This window comes from Anoxynatronum sibiricum, from assembly GCF_039414295.1.
Classification (GTDB): domain Bacteria; phylum Bacillota; class Clostridia; order Peptostreptococcales; family Tindalliaceae; genus Anoxynatronum; species Anoxynatronum sibiricum.
The window spans coordinates 1-21023 of record NZ_JBCITM010000021.1 but is presented as its reverse complement, the minus strand read 5'-3'; the positions used below and the strand labels follow the sequence as shown (position 1 = coordinate 21023).

At 49.6% G+C, this 21023-nt stretch carries 24 protein-coding genes; 16 read left to right on the top strand and 8 right to left on the bottom strand.

Features of this window, described 5'->3' with window-relative positions:
• The first annotated feature begins 143 nt into the window (after window positions 1-143).
• Both pyrB and AAIG11_RS15085 read left to right on the top strand, forming a co-directional pair.
• Entirely contained in the window at window positions 144-1085 is a 942-nt protein-coding gene (gene pyrB / locus AAIG11_RS15090) for an aspartate carbamoyltransferase (RefSeq protein ID WP_343187061.1), read from the top strand.
• On the top strand, window positions 1082-1510 hold the full coding sequence (locus tag AAIG11_RS15085; protein ID WP_283408714.1) for an aspartate carbamoyltransferase regulatory subunit: 429 nt from the start codon (window positions 1082-1084) through the stop codon (window positions 1508-1510). The genes pyrB and AAIG11_RS15085 overlap by 4 nt, the downstream gene beginning before the upstream one ends.
• Before the next feature lie 1483 nt (window positions 1511-2993).
• Here AAIG11_RS15085 and AAIG11_RS15080 read toward each other — a convergent pair.
• The 8 genes from AAIG11_RS15080 to AAIG11_RS15045 form a co-directional block, all read right to left on the bottom strand.
• Window positions 2994-3977, bottom strand: coding sequence for a prolipoprotein diacylglyceryl transferase (locus tag AAIG11_RS15080; protein ID WP_343187060.1), 984 nt, complete (start codon window positions 3975-3977; stop codon window positions 2994-2996).
• Between the two features lie 17 nt (window positions 3978-3994).
• On the bottom strand, window positions 3995-6241 hold the full coding sequence (locus tag AAIG11_RS15075; protein WP_343187059.1) for a hypothetical protein: 2247 nt from the start codon (window positions 6239-6241) through the stop codon (window positions 3995-3997).
• Window positions 6242-6344: 103 nt separating this feature from the next.
• The gene (locus tag AAIG11_RS15070; protein ID WP_343187058.1) at window positions 6345-6653 is read right to left on the bottom strand and encodes a hypothetical protein; all 309 of its coding nucleotides are present in this window, start codon (window positions 6651-6653) and stop codon (window positions 6345-6347) included.
• Window positions 6654-6968: 315 nt separating this feature from the next.
• On the bottom strand, window positions 6969-7217 hold the full coding sequence (locus tag AAIG11_RS15065; RefSeq protein WP_343187057.1) for a hypothetical protein: 249 nt from the start codon (window positions 7215-7217) through the stop codon (window positions 6969-6971).
• A gap of 283 nt (window positions 7218-7500) precedes the next feature.
• Window positions 7501-7788, bottom strand: a complete 288-nt coding sequence (locus tag AAIG11_RS15060) for a response regulator (RefSeq protein WP_343187056.1) — start codon at window positions 7786-7788, stop codon at window positions 7501-7503.
• Entirely contained in the window at window positions 7772-8287 is a 516-nt protein-coding gene (locus AAIG11_RS15055) for a sensor histidine kinase (RefSeq protein ID WP_343187055.1), read from the bottom strand. The genes AAIG11_RS15060 and AAIG11_RS15055 overlap by 17 nt, the downstream gene beginning before the upstream one ends.
• The gene (locus AAIG11_RS15050; protein ID WP_343187054.1) at window positions 8281-8676 is read right to left on the bottom strand and encodes a type 2 periplasmic-binding domain-containing protein; all 396 of its coding nucleotides are present in this window, start codon (window positions 8674-8676) and stop codon (window positions 8281-8283) included. Before AAIG11_RS15050 ends, AAIG11_RS15055 begins: the two co-directional genes overlap by 7 nt.
• Window positions 8677-8982: 306 nt before the next feature.
• Window positions 8983-10698 (bottom strand): IS1634 family transposase, encoded by a 1716-nt coding sequence (locus tag AAIG11_RS15045; RefSeq protein ID WP_343187053.1) that lies wholly within the window; start codon window positions 10696-10698, stop codon window positions 8983-8985.
• Between the two features lie 241 nt (window positions 10699-10939).
• Here AAIG11_RS15045 and AAIG11_RS15040 point away from each other — a divergent pair, with 241 nt between their 5' ends.
• From AAIG11_RS15040 to AAIG11_RS14975, 14 genes are all read left to right on the top strand, one after another.
• The gene (locus AAIG11_RS15040; RefSeq protein ID WP_343187052.1) at window positions 10940-11239 is read left to right on the top strand and encodes a hypothetical protein; all 300 of its coding nucleotides are present in this window, start codon (window positions 10940-10942) and stop codon (window positions 11237-11239) included.
• Complete coding sequence (locus AAIG11_RS15035) at window positions 11236-11505, top strand: SPASM domain-containing protein (RefSeq protein ID WP_343187051.1); 270 nt, start codon at window positions 11236-11238, stop codon at window positions 11503-11505. The genes AAIG11_RS15040 and AAIG11_RS15035 overlap by 4 nt, the downstream gene beginning before the upstream one ends.
• An 80-nt stretch (window positions 11506-11585) precedes the next feature.
• The gene (locus tag AAIG11_RS15030) at window positions 11586-11885 is read left to right on the top strand and encodes a Nif11-like leader peptide family RiPP precursor (RefSeq protein ID WP_343187050.1); all 300 of its coding nucleotides are present in this window, start codon (window positions 11586-11588) and stop codon (window positions 11883-11885) included.
• Window positions 11886-12052: 167 nt separating this feature from the next.
• The gene (locus tag AAIG11_RS15025; RefSeq protein WP_343187049.1) at window positions 12053-12376 is read left to right on the top strand and encodes a hypothetical protein; all 324 of its coding nucleotides are present in this window, start codon (window positions 12053-12055) and stop codon (window positions 12374-12376) included.
• 360 nt (window positions 12377-12736) lie between these two features.
• On the top strand, window positions 12737-13021 hold the full coding sequence (rpsF, locus tag AAIG11_RS15020) for a 30S ribosomal protein S6 (RefSeq protein WP_343187048.1): 285 nt from the start codon (window positions 12737-12739) through the stop codon (window positions 13019-13021).
• Between the two features lie 12 nt (window positions 13022-13033).
• On the top strand, window positions 13034-13504 hold the full coding sequence (locus AAIG11_RS15015; protein WP_343187047.1) for a single-stranded DNA-binding protein: 471 nt from the start codon (window positions 13034-13036) through the stop codon (window positions 13502-13504).
• Between the two features lie 86 nt (window positions 13505-13590).
• Entirely contained in the window at window positions 13591-13821 is a 231-nt protein-coding gene (gene rpsR, locus AAIG11_RS15010; protein ID WP_283408720.1) for a 30S ribosomal protein S18, read from the top strand.
• Window positions 13822-13827: 6 nt separating this feature from the next.
• Window positions 13828-14019, top strand: coding sequence for a hypothetical protein (locus AAIG11_RS15005; RefSeq protein ID WP_343187046.1), 192 nt, complete (start codon window positions 13828-13830; stop codon window positions 14017-14019).
• Entirely contained in the window at window positions 13967-15679 is a 1713-nt protein-coding gene (locus AAIG11_RS15000; RefSeq protein WP_343187100.1) for a glycoside hydrolase family 26 protein, read from the top strand. Before AAIG11_RS15005 ends, AAIG11_RS15000 begins: the two co-directional genes overlap by 53 nt.
• Window positions 15680-15749: 70 nt before the next feature.
• A complete protein-coding gene (locus AAIG11_RS14995; protein WP_343187045.1) occupies window positions 15750-16391 on the top strand; it encodes a 50S ribosomal protein L25 in 642 nt (213 codons plus the stop codon).
• 180 nt (window positions 16392-16571) lie between these two features.
• Window positions 16572-16808 (top strand): hypothetical protein, encoded by a 237-nt coding sequence (locus AAIG11_RS14990; protein ID WP_343187044.1) that lies wholly within the window; start codon window positions 16572-16574, stop codon window positions 16806-16808.
• Between the two features lie 135 nt (window positions 16809-16943).
• Window positions 16944-17771 carry a MerR family transcriptional regulator gene (locus AAIG11_RS14985; RefSeq protein WP_343187043.1) on the top strand — a complete coding sequence of 276 codons (828 nt, stop codon included), beginning with the start codon at window positions 16944-16946 and terminating at the stop codon, window positions 17769-17771.
• Between the two features lie 171 nt (window positions 17772-17942).
• Window positions 17943-19889: a flavocytochrome c gene (locus tag AAIG11_RS14980; protein ID WP_343187042.1), complete on the top strand. Its 1947-nt coding sequence runs from the start codon at window positions 17943-17945 to the stop codon at window positions 19887-19889.
• A gap of 559 nt (window positions 19890-20448) precedes the next feature.
• The gene (locus AAIG11_RS14975) at window positions 20449-20898 is read left to right on the top strand and encodes a hypothetical protein (RefSeq protein WP_343187041.1); all 450 of its coding nucleotides are present in this window, start codon (window positions 20449-20451) and stop codon (window positions 20896-20898) included.
• Window positions 20899-21023: the final 125 nt, after the last annotated feature.

Genomic DNA, 21023 nt, shown 5'->3' with positions numbered 1-21023 from the left:
CAGAACAACATGACGACAACCCCCGCGGCAGAGAAGTCTCACCGCCGGCGAGGCGAGAGTCTGTCGTTTGTTATCACCGGCATCTGCGCCCTTTCATCCTTTTCGGGATAAGAGGGCGTTTTTTAATTGGAGGGGGAATGCACATGAATCTGGAAAGTTTGAAAGGCCGACACCTCATTGATCCGGAAGACTTCACCATGGAAGAACTGCAGACATTGTTGGAGCTGGGGCTGAAAATGGAAGCCCGGCCGGAGGAGTATGCCGATTGTTGCAAGGGAAAAATCATGGGCACCCTGTTTTATGAACCCAGCACCCGCACCCGCCTCAGCTTTGAGTCGGCCATGCTGCGTCTGGGGGGGCAGGTATTGGGATTCTCCGATGCCGCCGTCAGCTCTGCAGCCAAGGGCGAGAGTCTGGCAGACACCGTTCGGGTAATGGACGATTACGCCCACGCCTTGGTGATGCGCCACCCCCGGGAGGGCGCTCCCAAGCTGGCGGCTCAGTACGCCACTGTTCCGGTGATTAATGCCGGGGACGGCGGGCATCAGCATCCCACCCAAACCCTCACCGACCTGCTGACCCTTCAAAAATACCGGGGAGCCATCGAAAACCTGCAAGTGGCCTTTTGCGGCGATCTTCTTTTTGGCCGTACCGTACACTCGTTGCTGAAAACCCTGTGCCGTTTTCCGGGAATGACCTTCTACCTGGTGTCTCCCACAGAGCTGCGCATTCCGGGACACCTGCGGGACGAACTGCAGCACCGCTACCACATCACCCTCCACGAAACCAGCCGTTTGGAAGACTGTATTGAAGACATTGATCTTCTCTACATGACCCGCATTCAAAAAGAACGTTTTTTCAACGAGGAAGAGTATGTGAAGCTGAAAGACAGCTTTATTCTCACCCGTGACAAGCTGAAAACGGCCAAAGAAGACTTGATGGTGCTCCATCCGCTGCCCCGGGTGAACGAAATTCAGTATGAGGTGGACGACGACCCCCGGGCCCGTTATTTTGAACAGGCAACCATGGGCGTGTATATCCGGATGGCCCTGCTGTCCGCTGTGATGGGAGTGAACCTGGCATGATTGAAGTCACCGCCATTCAAAAAGGAATTGTCATCGACCATATTCCTGCGGGGAAAGGCTTGAAGGTTTTTGAAAAACTGCGCCTTGACCGGAGAAAATCACCCTCGGTGCTGCTGATGCATGTTTCCAGCCGCAAACGGGGCACCAAAGACATCATCAAAATTCAGGATGATCTCACCGTCGATCTGCGCATTCTGGGGCTCATCGACCCAGGCATTACAGTGAACTACATCGAAAATGAACAGATCATCGACAAAAAAGAAGCCACCCTTCCGGAAAAGGTGAGCGGCCTCTTTGCCTGCAAAAATCCCCGGTGTATCACTGCTGTCGACGAATGCGCCCAGCCGGAGTTTACCCTGGTGCCCAACGGGAAAATTCAGTACCGGTGCAGCTATTGCGAAGAACTGACGGAATACCGCCTGTAGGACTATTCTTTCCATCCTGCCCCTGATATACTGAAAAGAAAAGGGGGCTGGCAGATGCAATTTCATGACAAACTGAATTTTCTCATGAATCTCACCAACGTGAGCAACAGTGCCCTGGCGCGGCATACCCTGCTGGATGCTTCCTATATCAGCCGGCTGCGCCGGGGTGCCCGCAAACCCGCCCAGCAGGAAAACTACCTGCTGGCCATGGCGGGTTATTTTGCTGCCCACTGTGCAGTTGTGTATCAACAGGAGGCTCTGGCAAAGGCCATGGAGCAACCCCTGGCCCAGATGGGTGACAAGGCATCGCTGACAGATATGATCCATCAATGGCTGCAAACCGACAGCCAGGAAACGGCAGACCCGGTGGCTGGATTTTTGGAAGGCTTTTCCAGTTTTCGCTTTAAAAAACCTCCCGGCTCAGAAGGCATCGCAGCCAAAGAAGGGGAGGGGAACTTGTCGGACACAGCTGATGACAACACCGGTTCAATGACCGACACCCAGCTGCTTTATGGTACCGAAGGAAAACGAAGGGCAGTGCTGGCATTTCTTGATCTGGTGCTGGCAGAGGCCGTTCCCCAGACACTGCTCCTTTTCAGCGATGAAAACCTGGACTGGCTGAAAGACCAGCCCGCCTTCACGGCCCAGTGGGCACAGCGGTTGGCACAGGTGGTGTTGAAGGGCAACCGGATCAAAATCATTCACACCATCAGCCGGGACATCGACGAAATGCTGTCAGCCATCGGTGAATGGTTGCCCATTTACATGACCGGAGCCATTGAACCCTACTACTATCCCCGGATTCGGGACGGCATTTTCCGCCGCACCCTCTTCATTGCACCCAAGACAGCGGCGGTGTGCGCCACTTCGGTGGGGGAGGGTACCAGGGGAGCCGTGAATTTTCTGGTGCAGGAACCCCAGGCAGTGGCAGGTCTTGTGGCGGAGTTTCAGGACTATGCGGCGCTGTGCCGTCCACTGATGCGGATTTTCACGCCGGGGTCAGGTGATGCCTATGAGGCCACCCTCAACGAGTTTGAAGCTGAAACCGCCCACGCCTTGATCAAAACCGACTCTCTTTCACTCACCACTATGCCTCAGGAGGCGGCAGCCTTGATCTGCACCCGGCTGGCCCTTCCCGAAAGGAAAAAGCTGCTGGCGGATCATGCCATAAGAACTCGTCATTTTAGCCGTCAGCTGGAAACCAACACCTTTCATGAGCTCATCAACCTGCCCCGGGTGGAAGACTTGGCGACGGGAAAAATTCGCATTGGTGCCATCGACCTCACCGGCGGCCTGGAAGCTTTCTACACCCCTGAAGAATACCGGCTGCACCTGATACAGATCATTGAACTGCTGAAAACCCATGAACGGTATCATGTCTCTTTGGGATACCAGCGCCGGGCGGGGGGGTACACCCTCTATGCCCGGGAAGATGTGGGGGTGCTGGTGATGAAGCCTTCTCAGCCACCGGCGGTGTTTGCCATCAATGAAAGCCAGATGACGGCTTCTTTCTGGGACTACCTGATTCACGAAGCTTCCCGGGCCGATGAACCCCATATCCGGCGTCAGCAAGTGGTGGAAGCTTTGAAAACCATGATTCACCAGATCGAATCTTCACCAGCCAACCGGTAAAGAACAGCAAACAGAGGCCGTACACTACCGGGCCCCGCAGCAGGTTGGAAAGACTGCCGGCTGTGGGAAAATCCCGATAAAAGAACACCACCAGACGGCCTCCGGAAAAAAGCAACCCAAAGAGGGCAGTGCCAAACCCAGACCCGGCAGGGTGCCGGCGCTGGCATCGCCAGGTAACTCCCGAAGCCAGCAGGGCGGCCCCCATCTCATAAAGCTGGGTGGGGTGGCGCATGACGGCGGTGGCTCCCAGCAGACCGGCGGTGACGGCGTTAAACCCCACCAGCCGGGTGACCGGATTGGGGTTGGCCAGGGGAAAGTGCATGCCCCAGGGCATTTGGGTGGGAAGACCGAAGCAGCAGCCGTTGAAGAAACAGCCCAGGCGCATGATGGCAATGGCAATGCCCACATGCACCACCAGAGAATCTGTCAGGGCGGGAAGAGAAAACCCCCAGCGCCGGCTCCAGTGAAACCACAGCAGGAGTACGGCCGCCAGACCGCCGTGAAGGCTGAAGTTTCGCAGTTTCAGTTCCACCAGCCGGGCAGGGGCTGCCATCACCTGGGGAAGATACAGGAGCACATAAAGAAGCCGTGCCCCTGCAAAAAAAGCGGCAATACTGAGAAAACAGACGGCCAGCAGCTGACCGGTGGAAAAGCCGGTGAAAATGGACAGCGGCACCAGGCCATGAAGCCCCACAGCCTGGCGGCGGGATTCCCGCCGCCATTGCCATGCCACTGTCACCAGCAGGTACAGGGCTGCCAGCATGCCGAAAAAACGGTAAGACGGCACGGAGACAGTCTGGTTCATCCATTTCATGTAAAACAGTATGGGGCGCATGGTCATCACCTTCCCGGTTATTGCTTACTGACTTCCCAGGTGCCGGTGAGCATGTTGTCGGTGCCCACATATTCCCGGTACTCCGTTTCGTTGGTATATAACCGCAGGTTCCCGGAGATCATGCCACCGGGAGCAATGGTGCCCTCGTAAGACCAGTGGCCGGCGCCATCTTCAAGGGTGTGAGTAAGGGTGAGCGTGTCTTTGTCGGTGCGCACCTGGAAGGTGGTGGGGCCGCTGATATCTTCACAACCCATGCTGGGCAGGGCACTGGCAAAATCGGCGGTGAGAACCGCGGTGAAACTGTTTTCACCTGATCCCTGGGAGATTTCAACCTGCAGGGGTACCACGGTGCCATTGACGGTGTCCAGGTTGTCGATGGCCTCTCGAACACTTGCCTGCACGTCCGCTTCCCACAGATCAATTTCTTCACACATCTCCTCATTGGGACCGGAATATTCCGGAACTGACCCGGGATCTTCCATGGCCTGCTCCAGGGCTTTTTTAATGGGCACACCGGTGATCACCAGGTCCCCCACATAGGTGCCCGGCTCCAGCTTCAGGGTGATGTAGCCGAATTCCAGCAGTTTTTTCTGGTAGGCTTCCTCCCCTTCCACATAACGGGTGCTGATGAGTTCTGCCAGATGAGGTACCAGCAGCTCGCTTTTCTTCAGCTCGCCGATGTTGTCCAGCCCCCGGCGCTGGTCATGCAGGTCGCCCCTGCGAATCACCAGGTCATACCGGCCCGTCTCCCGCATAATCCGCTCCATCTGGCCATGCAGGCGGTGAAGCATCTGTTCCACAGGGGTGTCATAGGGGTACCAGCTGCTGCCTTCCCTTAACAAGCCCCATTCTTCAAACTGGCGGATGATCTCCCGCTGGTCTTCCTCCAGAAGGCGCAGCTCTTCCTCCTGTTTGGAACGTTTCTCAAACTGGTCTTTCAGACTGGTTTTCACCTCAGCCAGGATCTGCCGCCGCTGCTCAGTAGTGATCTCTCCGGTGCTGATACCCCGGGCGTTGGCATATCGTTCCACTGCTTCCAGCTCCAGCTGGCGGCTGACGCCCCGCATCTGGCTGTAAAGGGATTCAAAGTCGCCGGCATCTACGCTGTACCCCCAGGGAGAACGGCTCTGGGCACCGTTGATATAAATCTGATAGGCCTTTTCCACTTCGTCATTTTTCCAGTTGCTGATGCGGGTATCCACCACATCAATCCATACTTTGGCCACCCTGTAAACCGGAGAAGATGCGGCGATGGTTTCGGCAATCTTCATGCCCGCTCCGCTGTAATCACCTTCCCATAAATGGCCGGCAGCAGCGGCGGCGGTACCGGCCTGGCCAAAGAGGGTTTCCAGTGTGCCCGACTCCAGGCTGCTGGCCAGGGTGCTGCCCAGCCTATCGGTTACGCTTCCCACCAGGCCCTCATAATCCCCGTCCTTTAGCTGAAGAGCCATTTTGCCGTAATCAAGGGCATCCGATTCAATTTCACCGATGACAGCATCGGCAATTTTCATGATTTCAGACTCGTTGGTGGCATTAAACTGCTGAATCATAATCTCCCGGATCATTTCCCGGGTCACGTTTTCCACTTCATTGCCCATTTGCTGGGCACCCCAGGCATCCAGGGCCTTTTCTTTGGCAAACTGCTCCACACGTTCTTCCCGGGTGAGCTTGGCGGGAGCAAAGAGCCAGTTGTGATACGTGTTAAAGAGCAGGTAGCCTTCGGTTTCATTGACCTCCACCAGATCCACATAGGTCCAGCCAAAGGTTTCGTCAAAATGGCCCCCCCGGAAACCGCCGGTTTCCTGAAGATCTGCCAGTTGCTGGGCATCCACCTTCAGCTTCACGGTCATGGGAAGATCTGAACGCAGTTGATCACCCTCAATGCGAAAGGCGGCGGGAACGCCGGCAGGATCCATGGCGGCCTGGTTGTATCGAACCCCTTCTTCTGGCTGCGACAGAGTGAGGGTCACTGCCGATTCGAAGGCGCTCTCCGGCACACTGATTTCAATGCCATGGGTGGCAAAGTTCCCCAGGGAAACCGGTGAACCGTCGTAAGTGAGTTCAATGGGTTCGGGGATGGTGCGTTCAAATTGCCAGGTGTCTGGAAGGGCAGTGGCAGACGGTGTGGTGGATGCATTGCCCGATGCTGCCGCCGGCGCGCCTCCCCCGCCTTCGCCGCCCCCGCCACAGGCGGTGAGAAACAGACACAGAATGAGAACGATGATGAGGAAAGTTTTTTTTCTCATGGAAAATGCCGTTAACATAGGAGACACTCCTTTCGATGATTGCAGATGGTCTTTAGAAGGTGTTTCAACTGGCAGTGCAGATGGTGTTGCAGAGAAGTATTTCAGATAAGCGGTCATCAGCTTATTCAAAAGTTTCGATTTTAAGAGAGGGACCTCCAAAAAAACGGAACTCTTTGTTGATTTCCTCTTGTGGAATACCCGGAGGAAAAAGAACAGAATAGGTTTGCTGATGCGTGAATAAGTCGCAGACTGCATGATGTTGATTGGCAGACAGCACCACGGCCTCCAGCTCATCCCGCAGAATCAGAAAGCGCATCTGAAAGGGTGACTGACAGGGAAGCAGTAATAGCTGCTCCCGCTGGGCATCAATGATCAAATAGCAGGGAGTGGTTTCAAAAAAACCGGAACGGTGACGGACGGTGTAGATCAATAAGAAGCACCCCTTTCGTTTTGTAACGACAGGCTTAAAAATGACACTTTCAGAACAAATGACACTTTCAGTATAGCAGGAAGCCTTGAAAAAAAGCGGCATTTGCAGCCTTTGTCAATGACAAAGCCTGACACAGTTTGTGACAAGTGATGCGAAGCGGGGAGAATACATATGCCATGCACATTAAAAGCATATTCAATCGATATGATAGTTTGGTGGGAAATTAACGCAAAGAGCGGTCTGATGGCATCAGACCGCTCTTTGCGGGCGTGAACTCGAATTTCTTTGTGGAGCCCGTAAACCTAAAAGAACACGTTAAAAGGTATATGTTTCAGATACGTGTTTCATTTCCTTGATTTCTTCTTCGTTCATGTTATCATAACGGCCAATTCCCATAAAAATACTGACAATCATCACCGCCAGCAAGGCAAATGCGTAAAGAACAAAAGGGGTGACTTCTGAGGCACTAAGAGGGTGAATGCCATCTCTGGTAAAGCCGATTGTAAAAATAATGGCGGGAGTCCATGGCAGGGAATAAACCAATGTGCATGAGGTGGCATCCAAAAGATTTGCGGTTCGATAGGGGCTGATGCCATGTTTGCGTGATAATGGTTTTGCGAAAGAAGCACCAACGGCTAAGATGGCAATTGTGCAACGGTGTCTACCAACTCCAAGATGCGTTGCATGCAAGGACTTTGTGTCTGCTCAATATATAGTTTAGATCCTGCTGAGCGGCTGGAAATATTTTAAAGGGTAGAAAATCGAACCATTTTAATAGCTTTCTCAATTTCCACCAGCAACTCCTCAATATTTCTGCTCTTAATGAAATACCCAGCAGCGCCATCCTTCATTGCTTTAACAGCACTTTCGATGCTGCCAAAACCTGTGACAATAATGACTTGAACAGCATCCCATATCGTTTTTTGATCTCTAATAAAAGGGCAAAGCCAGTATCTCCAGGCATGATAATGTCTGAAATTACAATGGGGTAGTACTCTTGTTCCAATGATTCCAAGGCAGCTTTGGTACTGCAAACATCACTTACAAGATAGCCTTCTGACTCCAGTAGCATTCGGGACGTGGCTCTATAGTCGCTTTCATCATCCACGAGCAGTACTTTATAAGGAGTTATCATGTGGAGGTCCGCCTTTCTCAAGTGGTATTGATAGATTAAACTGCGTACCTTTTCCAGGCTCTTTGGTCGTGTAAAATGGATTAAAGATTCTTTTGATCTCGTGTTCAGGAATTCTGCAGCCATCATCTTCAATTGAAATTGATAGCAGATGATGGTCGGCGGAGGCCGATAGTGTAATGGCACCTGTTTCGTCGATGGCATCAACAGCGTTGGCAATCAGATTAACGAGAATGTGCTTTAAAGAAGCTGCATTAATCAAACACATGCTGTCATGAACGGCGTTTAAGGTCAAGTGAATCTTTCTTTGCTGAAGGCTTTTTTGAAAGAGCGCGACAACTTCTTCAAGAAAATGCTGCAAATGAACGTTTTCGATTGAATCGTTGCTGATTCGGGAAAAGCCTAAGAGATTATCGATGATCCCGCTCGCCCGATTAATTGCGTTATCAATAAACTCAAACGAACGCTGTGCTTTTTCACCAGAATACATTCCCTTTAACAAATAAACATGAGTTCGAATAATGCCGATGGGGTTTCTGATTTCATGGGCAACACCAGGGGCTGGAGGTTGATCTCAATCCCCAGTTCAAGTGATAGTAAGTTGATGTAATCGACGACCACGCCCTTATACTGCTGATCAGCTGGATCAACAAAGCGTAGGGGTGGTGCATTTCGGTCAGCTGCATAAACAAGGGGACCGTTTTCTTGAAGCCATTGCTTTTCTTCGTACGTCAACAATGCCGACTCTTGACCTGGAAGAGTTAACAGATTTGTTACGGAATCATTGGACATGGAATCTTTCCATAAGTGCTGGTACAACAAAATAAGGGTGATTAGAGCCAATGCGGTTGCAACTGGAACCACATACCAATAAGGAAAACTCTTTTTCATAACGATACAATCCTCTCGAAAAATCTCCTGCAATTGGTATCATGCCATTCAAAGATATTTACTTGCAAAGATCTTTTGTCTCAATACGTATTCCAACTCACCTCACCCAAGAAAAAGTGGAAAACAACAATTGATTAAATGGTGGGCGCGGGAGAATCAGGATTCTTTTACTGATTGATACTTGTTATTTAAGAAGGTCCATGCTATAATCCCGTCTTTGACACTTTTGAAATAAAAAAAGCTTGAGACCCTTTGAAAAACAAGGGTTTCAGGCTTTTTTATGTGTTCAAAAATCGCGTAATATGTTTAGCTTCTGGTGTCTTGAAAGATTTTTTTCATCTGCTTGTTCTTGATGATCTGATAGTCGGTTCTGAAACCAAAGGTTTCATGCAAGGCATCAGTAAAATCAGTTCGTGTATAAGCAGGCACATAACCTTCGCCTGGGAGTTCAAGAAAATTCAGGGAGCGTAACCCCTGGATGATTTCAGAACAGGTGAACCGGTTCTGAAATCTTTTTTCCAAGTAACGGTACATCACCATGGTGATGAAGCAGGTGATGAAATGAGCTTCAATGCGGTCGTCCCTGGATAAATACACCGGCCTGGCCTTGAATTCACTTTTCATGATTCGGAAACATTCTTCAATTTCCCATCGACGATGATTCACCTTGATAATTTCAGCAGCTTCATCCTCTAAGTTGGTACAAACGGCGTAAAACCCATCGTACCGTTCTTCCTCCTCAATGTCCTTCTCATCAAGCCTGTAAAGGTGTTGATCCGCCACCTCGCCATGGGGAGTGACGCTGGTCTTCTCAATAAAGCGCTTGTAGTCATTGGAGTGACTTTTTTTCATTTTTGCCGGATTTGTTTCAATGGTCTCAAGCGCTCTTTCGATTTGCCCATTTCTGATTTTTCGCTGATAATCCCTGTACTTCAGCGAAAAGGTGACAATGAGCTTTTGTTCCAACCCGTTCTCATTGATCCACCGCTCCTTGTAGAAAGTGTGATCCCAATGTGCTTCATCAAGAGCCGATAAATCATAGGATTTGATATCGCCAGACAAATGCCACCCGGTGGTGGAAAGCGCCCACTCCTTCAAGTGCTTTTTAAGCTTTTTGACAGATTGGGTCGTGATGAAAGCACGGCCCCCCTGATCATTGAATTTTCGATTCTGTGCTGAAGACAAACCGGCATCCGTGCAGACGACAAATTTCGATAACTGAAAGTCCTTCAGAATCATTTGCTCCAAGGGCTTTAAGATCAGCTGTTCATTGGTGTTGCCCTTAGACATACTGAAAGCCAGCGGAATCCCGTCACCATCCATGAAAAGCCCCATTTGAACAATGGAATTAGGCCTATGCTCCTTCGAATAACCGTACTGTTTCAAACCCGCTTCCTGTTCAATCTCAAAGAAATAGTTGGTGCAGTCGTAATAAAGAACACCCGTGTTTCTTTTGGAAACCTTCAGGCTGTTATGATAAAGCTCAGATTGAATAAAATCCGATTCCTTGGCAATCACCTCAAGAGACCGATAAATATGCTGTATCTCAAAGACGGGTGGTTCCAGAAAAGTGGAAGCCAACTGAAAAGTAGACCGCTTCGAACCCGGAAAAAGAATCCTCCCATAAAGCAGCCGGGAAAGAATCGAATCAAGAGAATAACCAAAATGGTGACGCTCAGCAATTGCCTGACAGACAGCATCAAGACCAAGCTCGTGATAAATCTTTTGCAGGAATAAATAACCCCCATTAAAAGAACGCTGCTTTTCCCGGGGAATGAGCTTCGTGGGAGAGTACTTCACCATCACATGACTCGAGACTTCCTTCTCCATCTCATTCAGCTCTTTAATATATGCCTTCGCCCACACGTAAGGATCCTGCCCATTCAGTTTTTCCCGAAGCTCTGTTTCCGTACCCAGCTTTTCAACAATGACAGAAGAGTTGGACTGGGTTTTAGGATTGTAAACCGATTTGATCACGTAAAGAGACGCTGAATTTTTGGACTTGCTAATATGAAGCCTCATCAAAATACCTCCCATATACTCTAATTATAATATATTACGATATGTTGCGCTACTATTGTTTCGAAAAGAGCTAAAAAAAATAAGCCATACCAGGCCTTAGAGGATGATTCCCGCTATTAAAGTGTCAAACTCCCGAACCGTATTCTTCAACACATCGATGTGCTAAAGAGTACCTGTGGTATACTGGTGGAAGTATAAGATGGACGAAGTAACGCTTGAATGATACGCTATATAGGTAACGATGTACCAGGTGACATCTATTCGCTGCAGCCAATCCTGTAACTGGGTTGCCCGGGAAGACAACATCGTAGATTTTCCGAATATGGTGGAGTTGGCTGAAGCCCATGGCATCCAGGGGCTCGTGATCCTGGAAACGAAGCCCGACGCCACAATGGCCTTACAGGCACCTGTCAGCCGGGAGAACCTGTTGCACTTGGCTGCTTTTCTTAAAGCCCATCGCCGAAAGCCAGGGGTCATACCTCTCATTGTCGAACCTTGCATTTCGCCCCTTCGGGCCGAAATGGGAAAAGCTTTTTTATGAACCATAACCAAGGAGTGGAGAAAGGATGCGGTGCCGGAAGAAATGGCGCAGTCCTTGATGTGAATGGCAGATGGATTCCATGTCGTCACCTGATGACCCCGGAAGAATATCCAACTCCGGAGGCATACTGGTGGCATTCACACCTGTTGCAACACTTGCGGCAACATGAAGACGAGCGTGACACCGCCTGCCAGGCATGTTCGTTTCAGGCACACTGTCTTCTTTGTCGTGCAGCGGGGCATGACTACCTATGTTCGCTGGTGTAAACAGGTTATTTGTCTAACGGCATGGAGAAAAAAGGAACCTTGGTGCACTACACATTCAACGATGAAAGGGGAATGGACAAATGGAAGAAAAAATGAAGCGGTTTGGAGAGTTGATGGCGTCAAACGAGGGGATGGCTGAAGAAGTGTATGGTTTGGAAACAGCCGAAGAGGTACAAAAACTATTAACTGAAAAAGGATTGGACCTCACACTGGAAGAAATTCATCAGATGCAGCAGTTGTTGGTTAAAATGGCTGAAGAAAGCCTCGAAGGAAAAGAGATGTCGGAAGAAGACTTGGAAACAGTAGCAGGTGGCATACGGGCAAGCATTCTCCCAGACCTCCCGCCTGGGACTCTTTCCGGAGATATTAATAAATGGTAAGTGCTTAGCCAGTACCTGAAGGTGAACGCATTTTGTTGTTTTTCATTCCGGACACCGGTTGTCAGAAGGCAGCAGGTGTCTGGAACGATTTTTATGGATAAGGAAATAGCATGCGCAAAAGAAATGTTGGTTAACCGCACATTCAACGATGAAAGGGGAATGGACAAATGGAAGAAAAAATGAAGCGGTTTGGGGAGTTGATGGCGTCAAACGAGGGGATGGCTGAAGAAGTGTATGGTTTGGAAACAGCCGAAGACGTACAAAACTTACTCGCAGAAAAGGGACTGGACCTCACATTGGAAGAAATTGATGAGATGAAGCAGCGATTGACCAAAATGGCGGAGGAAGGCATGGAAGGAAAAGAGATGGCAGACGGTGGGCTAGAATCGGTGGCAGGTGGAATGCCCCATCACTACCCTGGGACTCCAAACCCTCCAGGTCCGGCGCCACTCCCGCCTTGGGATCGGCCTAAGACACCGCCAACATGGTAAGTGCCCTCCAGGCACGCTGTTTTCCTTCTCTGAAATAGCTCGCATCTTCAACACCAACAGGCCCAAAGCAGAACGGCTTATCAAGAAAGCCCTGGAGCTTGGCGTGATTGCAGCCTTGGACGATCTTCGCCGAACCGGAAAACCCAGAAGGGCTGCCAAAGGCCCGAAGCTCCCGGAACACTTCTTCCTGAGAAACACCTCTTTACTTTTTTGGGGTTTTTAGGGTTTTTGACTTGTCATCCACATAAGTCCATGCTATAATTACATGTTGTGTAGAGAAACAATAATTGAATCACTGAGAATAACTTCTCTGCCCTGCGTAAAGCAGGGCCGTTTAGTCCAGAGGGAGGTGAAATGACGATGAACAAGTACGAATTAATGTACATTCTGAACCCCAATACTGAAGAATCACAACGTGAAGCTCTCTTGGAGAAGTTCAAAGGCATTATTGATGCCGACGGTACCGTTGACTCTGTTGAGCAATGGGGCCTGCGGAAGCTTGCCTATGAAATTCAGAAGGAAAAAGAGGGCTTTTATGTATTGGTAAATTTCCAGGCTGGCCCAGACCTGAACAAAGAACTGGATCGTAACCTGAAAATTGCTGATGAAGTGATCCGTCACATGATCGTAAAAATCGAAGAATAGGGTGGTGTGAGGATGAATACCGTCATTTTGATCGGAAGACTGACCAAAGACCCTGAACTGAGATTTACCGGCACAGGCAAGGCGGTGGCCACCTTCACCGTAGCGGTGAACCGTAGTTTCGGAAAAGACAGCGAAGCAGACTTTATTCCCGTTGTTGTCTGGGAAAAGCAGGCGGAAAATTGCGCCAACTACCTTGCAAAAGGCCGGGAAGTAGGTATTCAGGGCCGTATGCAGACCCGTTCCTACGAAACACAGAATGGTGAAAAGCGCTATGTGACAGAAGTGGTTGCCAACACCGTTGAGTTCATCGGAAGCGGCGGAGGCGGCGGAAGATCAGGCGGCGACTATCAACAGCCTTCAAGACCCCAGCCACCACAACGAAACACACAGCAACAGCAACAGTCTGATGGGGGATTTAACCCTGATGACATCGACCTGACAGAATTTGAAACCATGGAAGACGACGATGACCTGCCCTTCTAAGGTGGGAAGCCGTATGTTGTGGGTATGCATCATTTTATAGCACTGCAGGAAACAAGTATCACATGAATGAAGGAGGGAAGATTCCCATGATGAACCGAAGAAAACGCAAATCCCGCAAAAAAATCTGTACTTTTTGTGCCGATAAAAAAGCGGTGATTGATTACAAAGAAATTGGCCGTCTGAAAAAATACCTCACTGAGCGCGGTAAGATTTTGCCCCGTCGAATCACAGGCAACTGCGCCATTCACCAGCGTGACGTGACACAGGCTATCAAACGTTCCAGACATATGGCTTTGCTGCCTTACACAGTTGAATAGCATTCTGTGGATAGTCTGGCGGGTAACCTTCAGGCTATTTTTGCCTGTGGCCGTGAAGCAGGCAGTCTGATCACCACCACTAAGGCAAAGGAGTGTCCCCATGAAAAAAAAGGGAACCCCCTGCAGCAAACCGACATGGCTGGTAATGCTGGCCGTGATGTTATGGATGCTGCCGGCAACAATGCTGGTATCGGCTGAGACAACTTTGCCCCGCATCATCAAAAATGGCGAACCGGTGCAACATCAACAGGAGCAGCAGGATCACCAGTGGCATCACTGGGAAGATGTGCAGCAACTGAAAGAGGCAGCCCCCGGGTGGATGACCTTCATCAACCACTCACGGGGATATCAGCTGACGGTCCCCGACACCTGGGAAGCAGACATGTCCCTTTCTGCTGTGAGGGCCGTACTGGAAGATTCTGAAACCCGGCTGGAAATCTACTATGACAACTTCAACAGAACTGTTCATTCCGCTTCCAGTTACATTGCCTACAGCCGTGGTTTTCTTAACAATCGGCAGGACCACCAGGTGGAAAGTCGGGAAACCATCAGCGTGGATGGCATGAAAGTTGACTTTCTCCAATGGCGGCGCACCCCGATGACGGCCATGGACGCCGACAGGCCCTATTACGCCAAGGCGGTTTATGTGAAAAACAGCCAGGAGGTTTACACCCTGCTGTTCAAATCTGCCAAGCCCCTGGAGAATCACCGGGAGATCATCGACAGTTTTCGGCTCACGGAAACAACGGCAACTCCTGGAATGCACGTGAAGTACCAGCCAGTGGAAAGACGATGGAATGAGGCGACCCAGCGGTTTTATGACCACTACTTCATCAACAATGAAGAAATGGCCTGGGGCATCTTTGAATCATCAGCCCCCCGCAACTTTTCGCCCCTGACCCAGCTGGAAAATCAGCTGAATCATCAGTTCCGCTTTCTCCTGCTCTACAAAAATCTGGGAAGCGACTTTCCAAGGCAGGAACTGATCAATGCCCGGGAGCGGGACCGCCATGTGGTGCTCACCCTGCAAACCGAGTATCTGGATAAATCCCTGAACAACCGCAGTTTGTATGCGCTGTTGGAAGGGGAACATGATCAGCTGCTGGAAGCCTTTGCCCAGGGACTGAAAGACTTCGGCGACCCGGTGCTCTTTCGCCTGAACAACGAAATGAACGGCGACTGGTGCTCCTATTCTGCCTACTGGGCTTCCATGGACACTGAGGTGTACCTGGCGTCCTGGCGGTATGTGTATGAGTACTTTGAAAAAGCCGGTGTCAACAATGTCATTTGGGTCTGGAACCCTCACGACGACTCTTTTCCAGGCTTTGCCTGGAACCATTACCTAACTTACTATCCGGGGGATGACTATGTGGATCTCATCGGCCTGACAGGTTATAATCCGGGCACCTATTTTCCGGGAGAACCCTGGCGGCCTTTCCATGAGATTTACCCGCCCCTGTATGACGAATACATGCGATTGTTCCAACATCCCTTTATCATCACCGAATTTGGCAGCAACTCCCATGGTGGCGACAAAACCCAGTGGATTCACGCCATGTTCTACCACATGCCCCGATTTGAAAATATTCGTGTGGCCATCTGGTGGAACGGCATCGACTGGGATGCAGCAGGAAACCCCGGCCGCATCTACAAACTGGATGAAGCCCCGGAATACGTAGCGGCCTTCCGAGAGGGCCTGAGCCGTTACAAAACACCCCCGCTGCCGCCGATACCGGGAGAAGAAGCAGATGAAGAAGCAGATGAAGAAGCAGATGAAGAAGCAGATGAAGAAGCAGATGAAGAAGCAGATGAAGAAGCAGATGAAGAAGGAACAACCGGCGACACCGAATCAGAATAAAGAGCGGTTGCTTCACGGCAATCACCATTTCAAATGAAAATTCCTGAAAACAGGAAAGGAGAGTGAACCCATGGCAACTCCAGTACTGACACTGGTAACCCGGGATAAAATCCAGGGAATGACCGTCAAAGCTGCCCGTAAGGCAGGTAATATTCCTGGCGTGGTATACAGCAAAAGCATGGAGCCGAAATCCGTTTATGCCGATGAGCGTGAATTGAGACGCCTGATCGCAGAGTTCGGTACCAACCGTAAAATCACCCTGAATATTGGCGGAGAAAAAAGCTTCGGCATTATCAAGGAAATCCAGAAGGAATACATGAAGAACCAGTTCATTCATTTGGATCTTCAAGCCCTGGATGAAAACGAAAAACTGAAAATGACTTTCAACATCACTGTTCTGAACCGTGACGCCGTTGAACGCGGTGACCACGTGCTTCAGATTCAGGCCAATGAAGTTGACCTGCAAATGTTCCCCCGCCACATGCCCGAACACGTGGAAGTGGATGCGGCCCTGCTGCAGGAGCAAGACAACATTACATTTGCCGATCTGAACGTGGCCAGCGACGAGAACATTGAAATTCTTGGTGAGATGGAAACGGTTATCGGGACTTTGGTTTACATTCAGCAGGCAGCTGAAGAAACCGAAGAAGGTGAAGAAGTGGATGCAGCGGCCGTTCCGGTTGTTGGCGAAGCTGATTCAGACGAACAATAAAACCAATCCTTCCAGTTTGCAAAGCATTATCCAGCCTTTCCGACGCGATTGATCCGACGGAAAGGTTTTTTTACAAAAATACCAAAAAAACGACCCCAAAAAAAAGGGTTTTTAACGTTGCATCGCGAAAAGAGTATTCATGTGAACCTTCATCTTTGAAGCAAAGAAGGATGTGTGAACATGAAACGAAAAGTGATTCCCTTCAAAAAAAATGGCACATGCACCCGGCAAAACCATTCATCAACACCTAAAATCAGCCACGAAGCCATTTCTTCTGTTGAGCAGAGAGTATCCGGTGACAACCGGGGATGTTTGGCCAGCTATCTCAAAGAAGAGGCTGAAAGAGTCCGCACCATGGCGCTGTTGATGGAGGTGGCAGAAACCATTTGCCGGGAAGAAAAAGAAGATGACAATTGAAAACGATGGGAAGAAAAAGAAAAGCAGTTTCAGAGCAATGGTTCTGAAGCTGCTTTTCTGGATGAGACAGCTCAATTCCCAAGAATCGGTTACCGGCAGGGCAAAAAAATAAACAGATTGAAAAGAGGGCTCCAAATGCAATTTTCCATCGGTCAGGTTTCCCGCATGTTTGGCTTTACCAGACAGGCAGTGCGGTTTTATGAAGAAAAAGGATTGATTAAGCCCGTCAAAGATGCCGCTGGACGGCGCTCCTATGATGAAAACGCCATTGCCCGCCTGATCAGTGCCCGCAAATATCTGGCCATGGGCTACCAAATCAGTGAAGTGGTGAAACAGTTTTCTGCCTCCACGCCGGAAAGTATCGCAGAAACCCTGGATCGAAAATACGCTGAAACAAGTGATAAAATCAAACACTTAATGATGGTCGCCGCCATCATTGATGAATACCGGGGAAAAATAAGAGCGTTGCCGGAGCTCGTGGGAAAGTTTGTGATGCGTCAGTCACCACCCCTGGCGTTTTTCTACAGCCAGCCTGATAATGTGCTGCAGGAAGAACTGGTGCCCGATACCATGGTCTGGGTAGACGCGCTGCCGGTTTCAAAAATCACTGCTTTTTATGACGGACAGCAGATGCAGGCGCATCAAACCATGAAGCGGAAACACAAAGGGTTTTCCATCGACCTGCACCAGGCCGATGGGTATGGACTATTGGCGCTGAAGACCACCCGCTGCATTCCTGAAAGACTCTGTGCCCATACCGTGCTCGCAGTAAGAAGCGAAGAAATTGCCTCATTAAACGTTGCTGATGAAACCCTCTCTTTCCTTTCCAATGCAGGCTTGGAAATGGATGGTGACCCCTGGGGGCAGATCATTTTTTCAGACAGCAATCAGGATAAACCCCATGAAGTGAAACCGTACAGACAGTACATTGATCTCTGGCTGCCGGTGAAGAAAGCCCGGTAAAATATTTTCCTCCGGAGGGTTGCAGGTAAAGTTGCTTGATAGCTTATAATGTTAAATGATTAACAAAACACTGAAGCAATGGAGTGGATCGAACGGGCAACACGATGCTCCGTGTTTCAGCAGCAGGCGATCAAGCACTTGAATGGCCCAATGACAAAGGAGGAGCAAGGAATGAAACGATTCAAGAAAACGATTACTTTTTTACTGATGTTGTGTCTTTTAGGATCTTTGGCGGGTTGTGGTTCAACAGCGGGTAGCCAGACAGCAGCGCCGGCAGACCCGGGAGAAGAAGCTGGAAATATGATCACACCCATGACTCCGGGAGAGTATATGGTGGAAGTCACCGGGATGAAACCCATGACGGTGAAAGTCACTCTGGGGGAAAAAGAAATTCAGGCAGTGGAAGTGGTCGCACATGAAGAAACACCGGGTGTTTCTGATGCCGCACTGGAAGAAATTCCAGCAGCTATTGTATCTGAGCAGAACATTCATGTCGACACCATCTCAGGTGCCACCATCACCAGTCAGGCCATCATCGATGCAGTTCAGCAGGCCATCGAAGAAGCCGGTGGTGTAGCAGATGAATTTATGGCGGCAGCATCAGGAAGTGAAACGGCACCAGTGGGTCGCCAGGGCATGAGCAGCAGTCAGATGCCGGAAAGCTGGGACATGACCTATGACGTGGTGGTGATTGGCGGCGGATTTGCCGGCCTGGCAGCCGCTTACAGTGCAGTTGAAAATGGAGCTGAAACCCTGCTCATCGACAAAATGCCGGTATTGGGAGGCAACTCTCAAATCAATGGAGGCGTATATGCCTCTTACACCAGCAATATTGCCGACGATATGTATACCAAGCTGGGACTGGAACCTGACACGGCTGAAAAACATATTGAAGATACCATTATTGGCGGCGATTATATGGGTGACGTGAAGTTGGTACGCAACTTCGTTTACGGGGCTCCTTTCTTTCTCAATATGATGCTGGACAACGGCCTGGAAGTGCGGGAGTCCATCACGCGTCCCGGCGGCCATTACGGTTACCGCACTTACACCACCATAAATGGCGTTGGCGCGGATATTGTACAGGTACAGAAAAAAATGCTGGAAGCCACCGATGCCACGGTGATGTTAAATACAAAGATGACCCGTATTTTCCGTGAAGGCGGAGAAACCGGAAGGGTTGTAGGCATTGAAGTGGAAACTAAAGACGGCGCTAAATACGTAAAGGCAGAGAAGGGCGTGATTCTGGCCACCGGTGGTTTCGGCGGCAATGTGGAAATGCGTTCCAAGCATGTGCCGGCCCTGACAGCTGACATTCCCACCACCAACCATGTGGGCGCCACTGGTGAAGGTATTATCATGGCCCAGGAAGTGGGTGCCAACACCACTCAAATGTCCTATATTCAATTATATCCCTTCGCCAATCCCAATAATGGTGTACTGGATGCAACTGCGGTGATTCCCTTCAGCGGCCCCAGTTCCGGAATTGTATATGTGGATGAAAATGGACAGCGTTACGTGAACGAAGGAGAGCGCAGAGATGTGTGCTCCAGGGCAGCCCAGGAAAGCGGCGGATTCCCCACTTTCTCCATCTTTGGTCAGGAAATTGTTGACAAAGGTGGTTTTATCGCCGAAACTCAGTTATCCAACGGCATGAAAGATGACCGCATCTTTAAAGCCGACAGCCTTGAAGAACTGGCACAGATCATTAGTGATCATCAATACGCCGGCAACACCATCAATATGACGGGCGAAACCCTGAAAGAAACCATTGAGCGTCACAATGAGTTTGTGGAAAATGGCAGTGACCCAGAGTTCGGCAAAGTCATCGATAAAGGTGTGATGCTGAAAATCGACAAAGGCCCCTACTATGCCATTCCCCAATGGCCATCTGTGCACCATACCATGGGCGGCTTGACCATCACAGAACGAACAGAGGTGCAAGATATCTGGGGTGAAGTAATTCCCGGCCTCTATGCTGCCGGAGAAGTCACCGGTGGGGTTCATGGCACCAACCGCCTGGGCTCCAATGCGATTCCAGATGCAGCTGTCCACGGCTATATTGCCGGTCAGGTGGCTGTCACAGGAACTGTACCTGATTTTGTTCCGGAGCAATAAAAGTATAAGAGCAAAGGCTAAAAACACACAAACAGCCCGTCGGGAAAATCCGGTGGGCTGTTTGTGTGTTGCAGCCATGTTAACCTATTTTAACAGGCACTTTTCATGATAAACAAAAATCTTGTCCGATTAACCTCACAACTCTCTATTTTTACTGCGCTCCAATCAAGTGATTGGATTTATTATACGGGTTTCGTCAGTTTCCATCAAAAGTTTGTATAATACCAGCAGATTGCATGGGGGGGATCGGGAATCATTGTGATGGAGATTAAAGGCATCATGAAATGCACCGGTAGTTTCACGGGAGAGTATAATTGTACCACAGCCAAATGCTGTATAAGCAGGCTGTGATTATTCTCAAAACAGGGCTGTAGAGCATAGAATGAGAACAGCGTACAATGTGAAACAAGATTTAAGCTGGGAGAAGTCAGCATTGTTTATTGAGTATACTGATTTATTAAAAAAATGATTGACAAAGAGCTGGGCAAGAAGTATTATAAAACAAACATACTTAATAAACTATATTAAATAAGTCCAACGACAAGGCGGGTGGATCTAATTGAAGGAGATCATGACGAGTAAAACCGAAAAACCGCAAAACATTCGAGAAAACAATCAGAAGGTACTCGCTCACTATTTGTACAAAAATGGACCGACTTCAAGGGCTAAACTGTCCAGTGTCTTTAACCTGAGTCTTCCAAGTGTGTACAAAAATATCAACCAGCTTGTTGAGCAGAATGTCGTATTAGAGCTTGGCGAGGGTGATTCGGAAGGTGGAAGAAAACCCATGCTGGTAGGTTTCAATTACAACATGGGCTATATGGTGAGTGTCGACTTAAAAGGCGAACATTTAAAGATTGCCCTGGCCAACCTGGCCCTTGACATCATTGGAAAAGAAGAAATGTTCACCTTGAATTATGAAAACAGCTTGGCCTTGTTCGATGCAATCATCGAATCCATTAAAAACCTGCTGAATCAAAATGAGATACATCACCATTACTTGAAGTGAATTACCATGGGTGTGCCAGGATCAGTGAATCAAAAAACCCGAAAAATGCTGATGACACAGAGCTGGTTTAATGTGGAAGAAGTTGAAAACATTGAGAAGCTTGTGGAAGCTTCATTTCCTTGCTG

Bases quoted from the DNA above. Each gene is read 5' to 3' on its own strand.
- pyrB (WP_343187061.1), top strand. From the start codon at position 144: ATGAATCTGGAAAGTTTGAAAGGCCGACACCTCATTGATCCGGAAGAC.
- AAIG11_RS15085 (WP_283408714.1), top strand. From the start codon at position 1,082: ATGATTGAAGTCACCGCCATTCAAAAAGGAATTGTCATCGACCATATT.
- AAIG11_RS15080 (WP_343187060.1), bottom strand. From the start codon at position 3,977: ATGCGCCCCATACTGTTTTACATGAAATGGATGAACCAGACTGTCTCC.
- AAIG11_RS15075 (WP_343187059.1), bottom strand. From the start codon at position 6,241: ATGTTAACGGCATTTTCCATGAGAAAAAAAACTTTCCTCATCATCGTT.
- AAIG11_RS15060 (WP_343187056.1), bottom strand. From the start codon at position 7,788: ATGATAACTCCTTATAAAGTACTGCTCGTGGATGATGAAAGCGACTAT.
- AAIG11_RS15050 (WP_343187054.1), bottom strand. From the start codon at position 8,676: ATGAAAAAGAGTTTTCCTTATTGGTATGTGGTTCCAGTTGCAACCGCA.
- AAIG11_RS15045 (WP_343187053.1), bottom strand. From the start codon at position 10,698: ATGAGGCTTCATATTAGCAAGTCCAAAAATTCAGCGTCTCTTTACGTG.
- AAIG11_RS15040 (WP_343187052.1), top strand. From the start codon at position 10,940: ATGTACCAGGTGACATCTATTCGCTGCAGCCAATCCTGTAACTGGGTT.
- AAIG11_RS15035 (WP_343187051.1), top strand. From the start codon at position 11,236: ATGAACCATAACCAAGGAGTGGAGAAAGGATGCGGTGCCGGAAGAAAT.
- AAIG11_RS15030 (WP_343187050.1), top strand. From the start codon at position 11,586: ATGGAAGAAAAAATGAAGCGGTTTGGAGAGTTGATGGCGTCAAACGAG.
- AAIG11_RS15025 (WP_343187049.1), top strand. From the start codon at position 12,053: ATGGAAGAAAAAATGAAGCGGTTTGGGGAGTTGATGGCGTCAAACGAG.
- rpsF (WP_343187048.1), top strand. From the start codon at position 12,737: ATGAACAAGTACGAATTAATGTACATTCTGAACCCCAATACTGAAGAA.
- AAIG11_RS15015 (WP_343187047.1), top strand. From the start codon at position 13,034: ATGAATACCGTCATTTTGATCGGAAGACTGACCAAAGACCCTGAACTG.
- rpsR (WP_283408720.1), top strand. From the start codon at position 13,591: ATGATGAACCGAAGAAAACGCAAATCCCGCAAAAAAATCTGTACTTTT.
- AAIG11_RS15000 (WP_343187100.1), top strand. From the start codon at position 13,967: ATGCTGGCCGTGATGTTATGGATGCTGCCGGCAACAATGCTGGTATCG.
- AAIG11_RS14995 (WP_343187045.1), top strand. From the start codon at position 15,750: ATGGCAACTCCAGTACTGACACTGGTAACCCGGGATAAAATCCAGGGA.
- AAIG11_RS14990 (WP_343187044.1), top strand. From the start codon at position 16,572: ATGAAACGAAAAGTGATTCCCTTCAAAAAAAATGGCACATGCACCCGG.
- AAIG11_RS14985 (WP_343187043.1), top strand. From the start codon at position 16,944: ATGCAATTTTCCATCGGTCAGGTTTCCCGCATGTTTGGCTTTACCAGA.
- AAIG11_RS14980 (WP_343187042.1), top strand. From the start codon at position 17,943: ATGAAACGATTCAAGAAAACGATTACTTTTTTACTGATGTTGTGTCTT.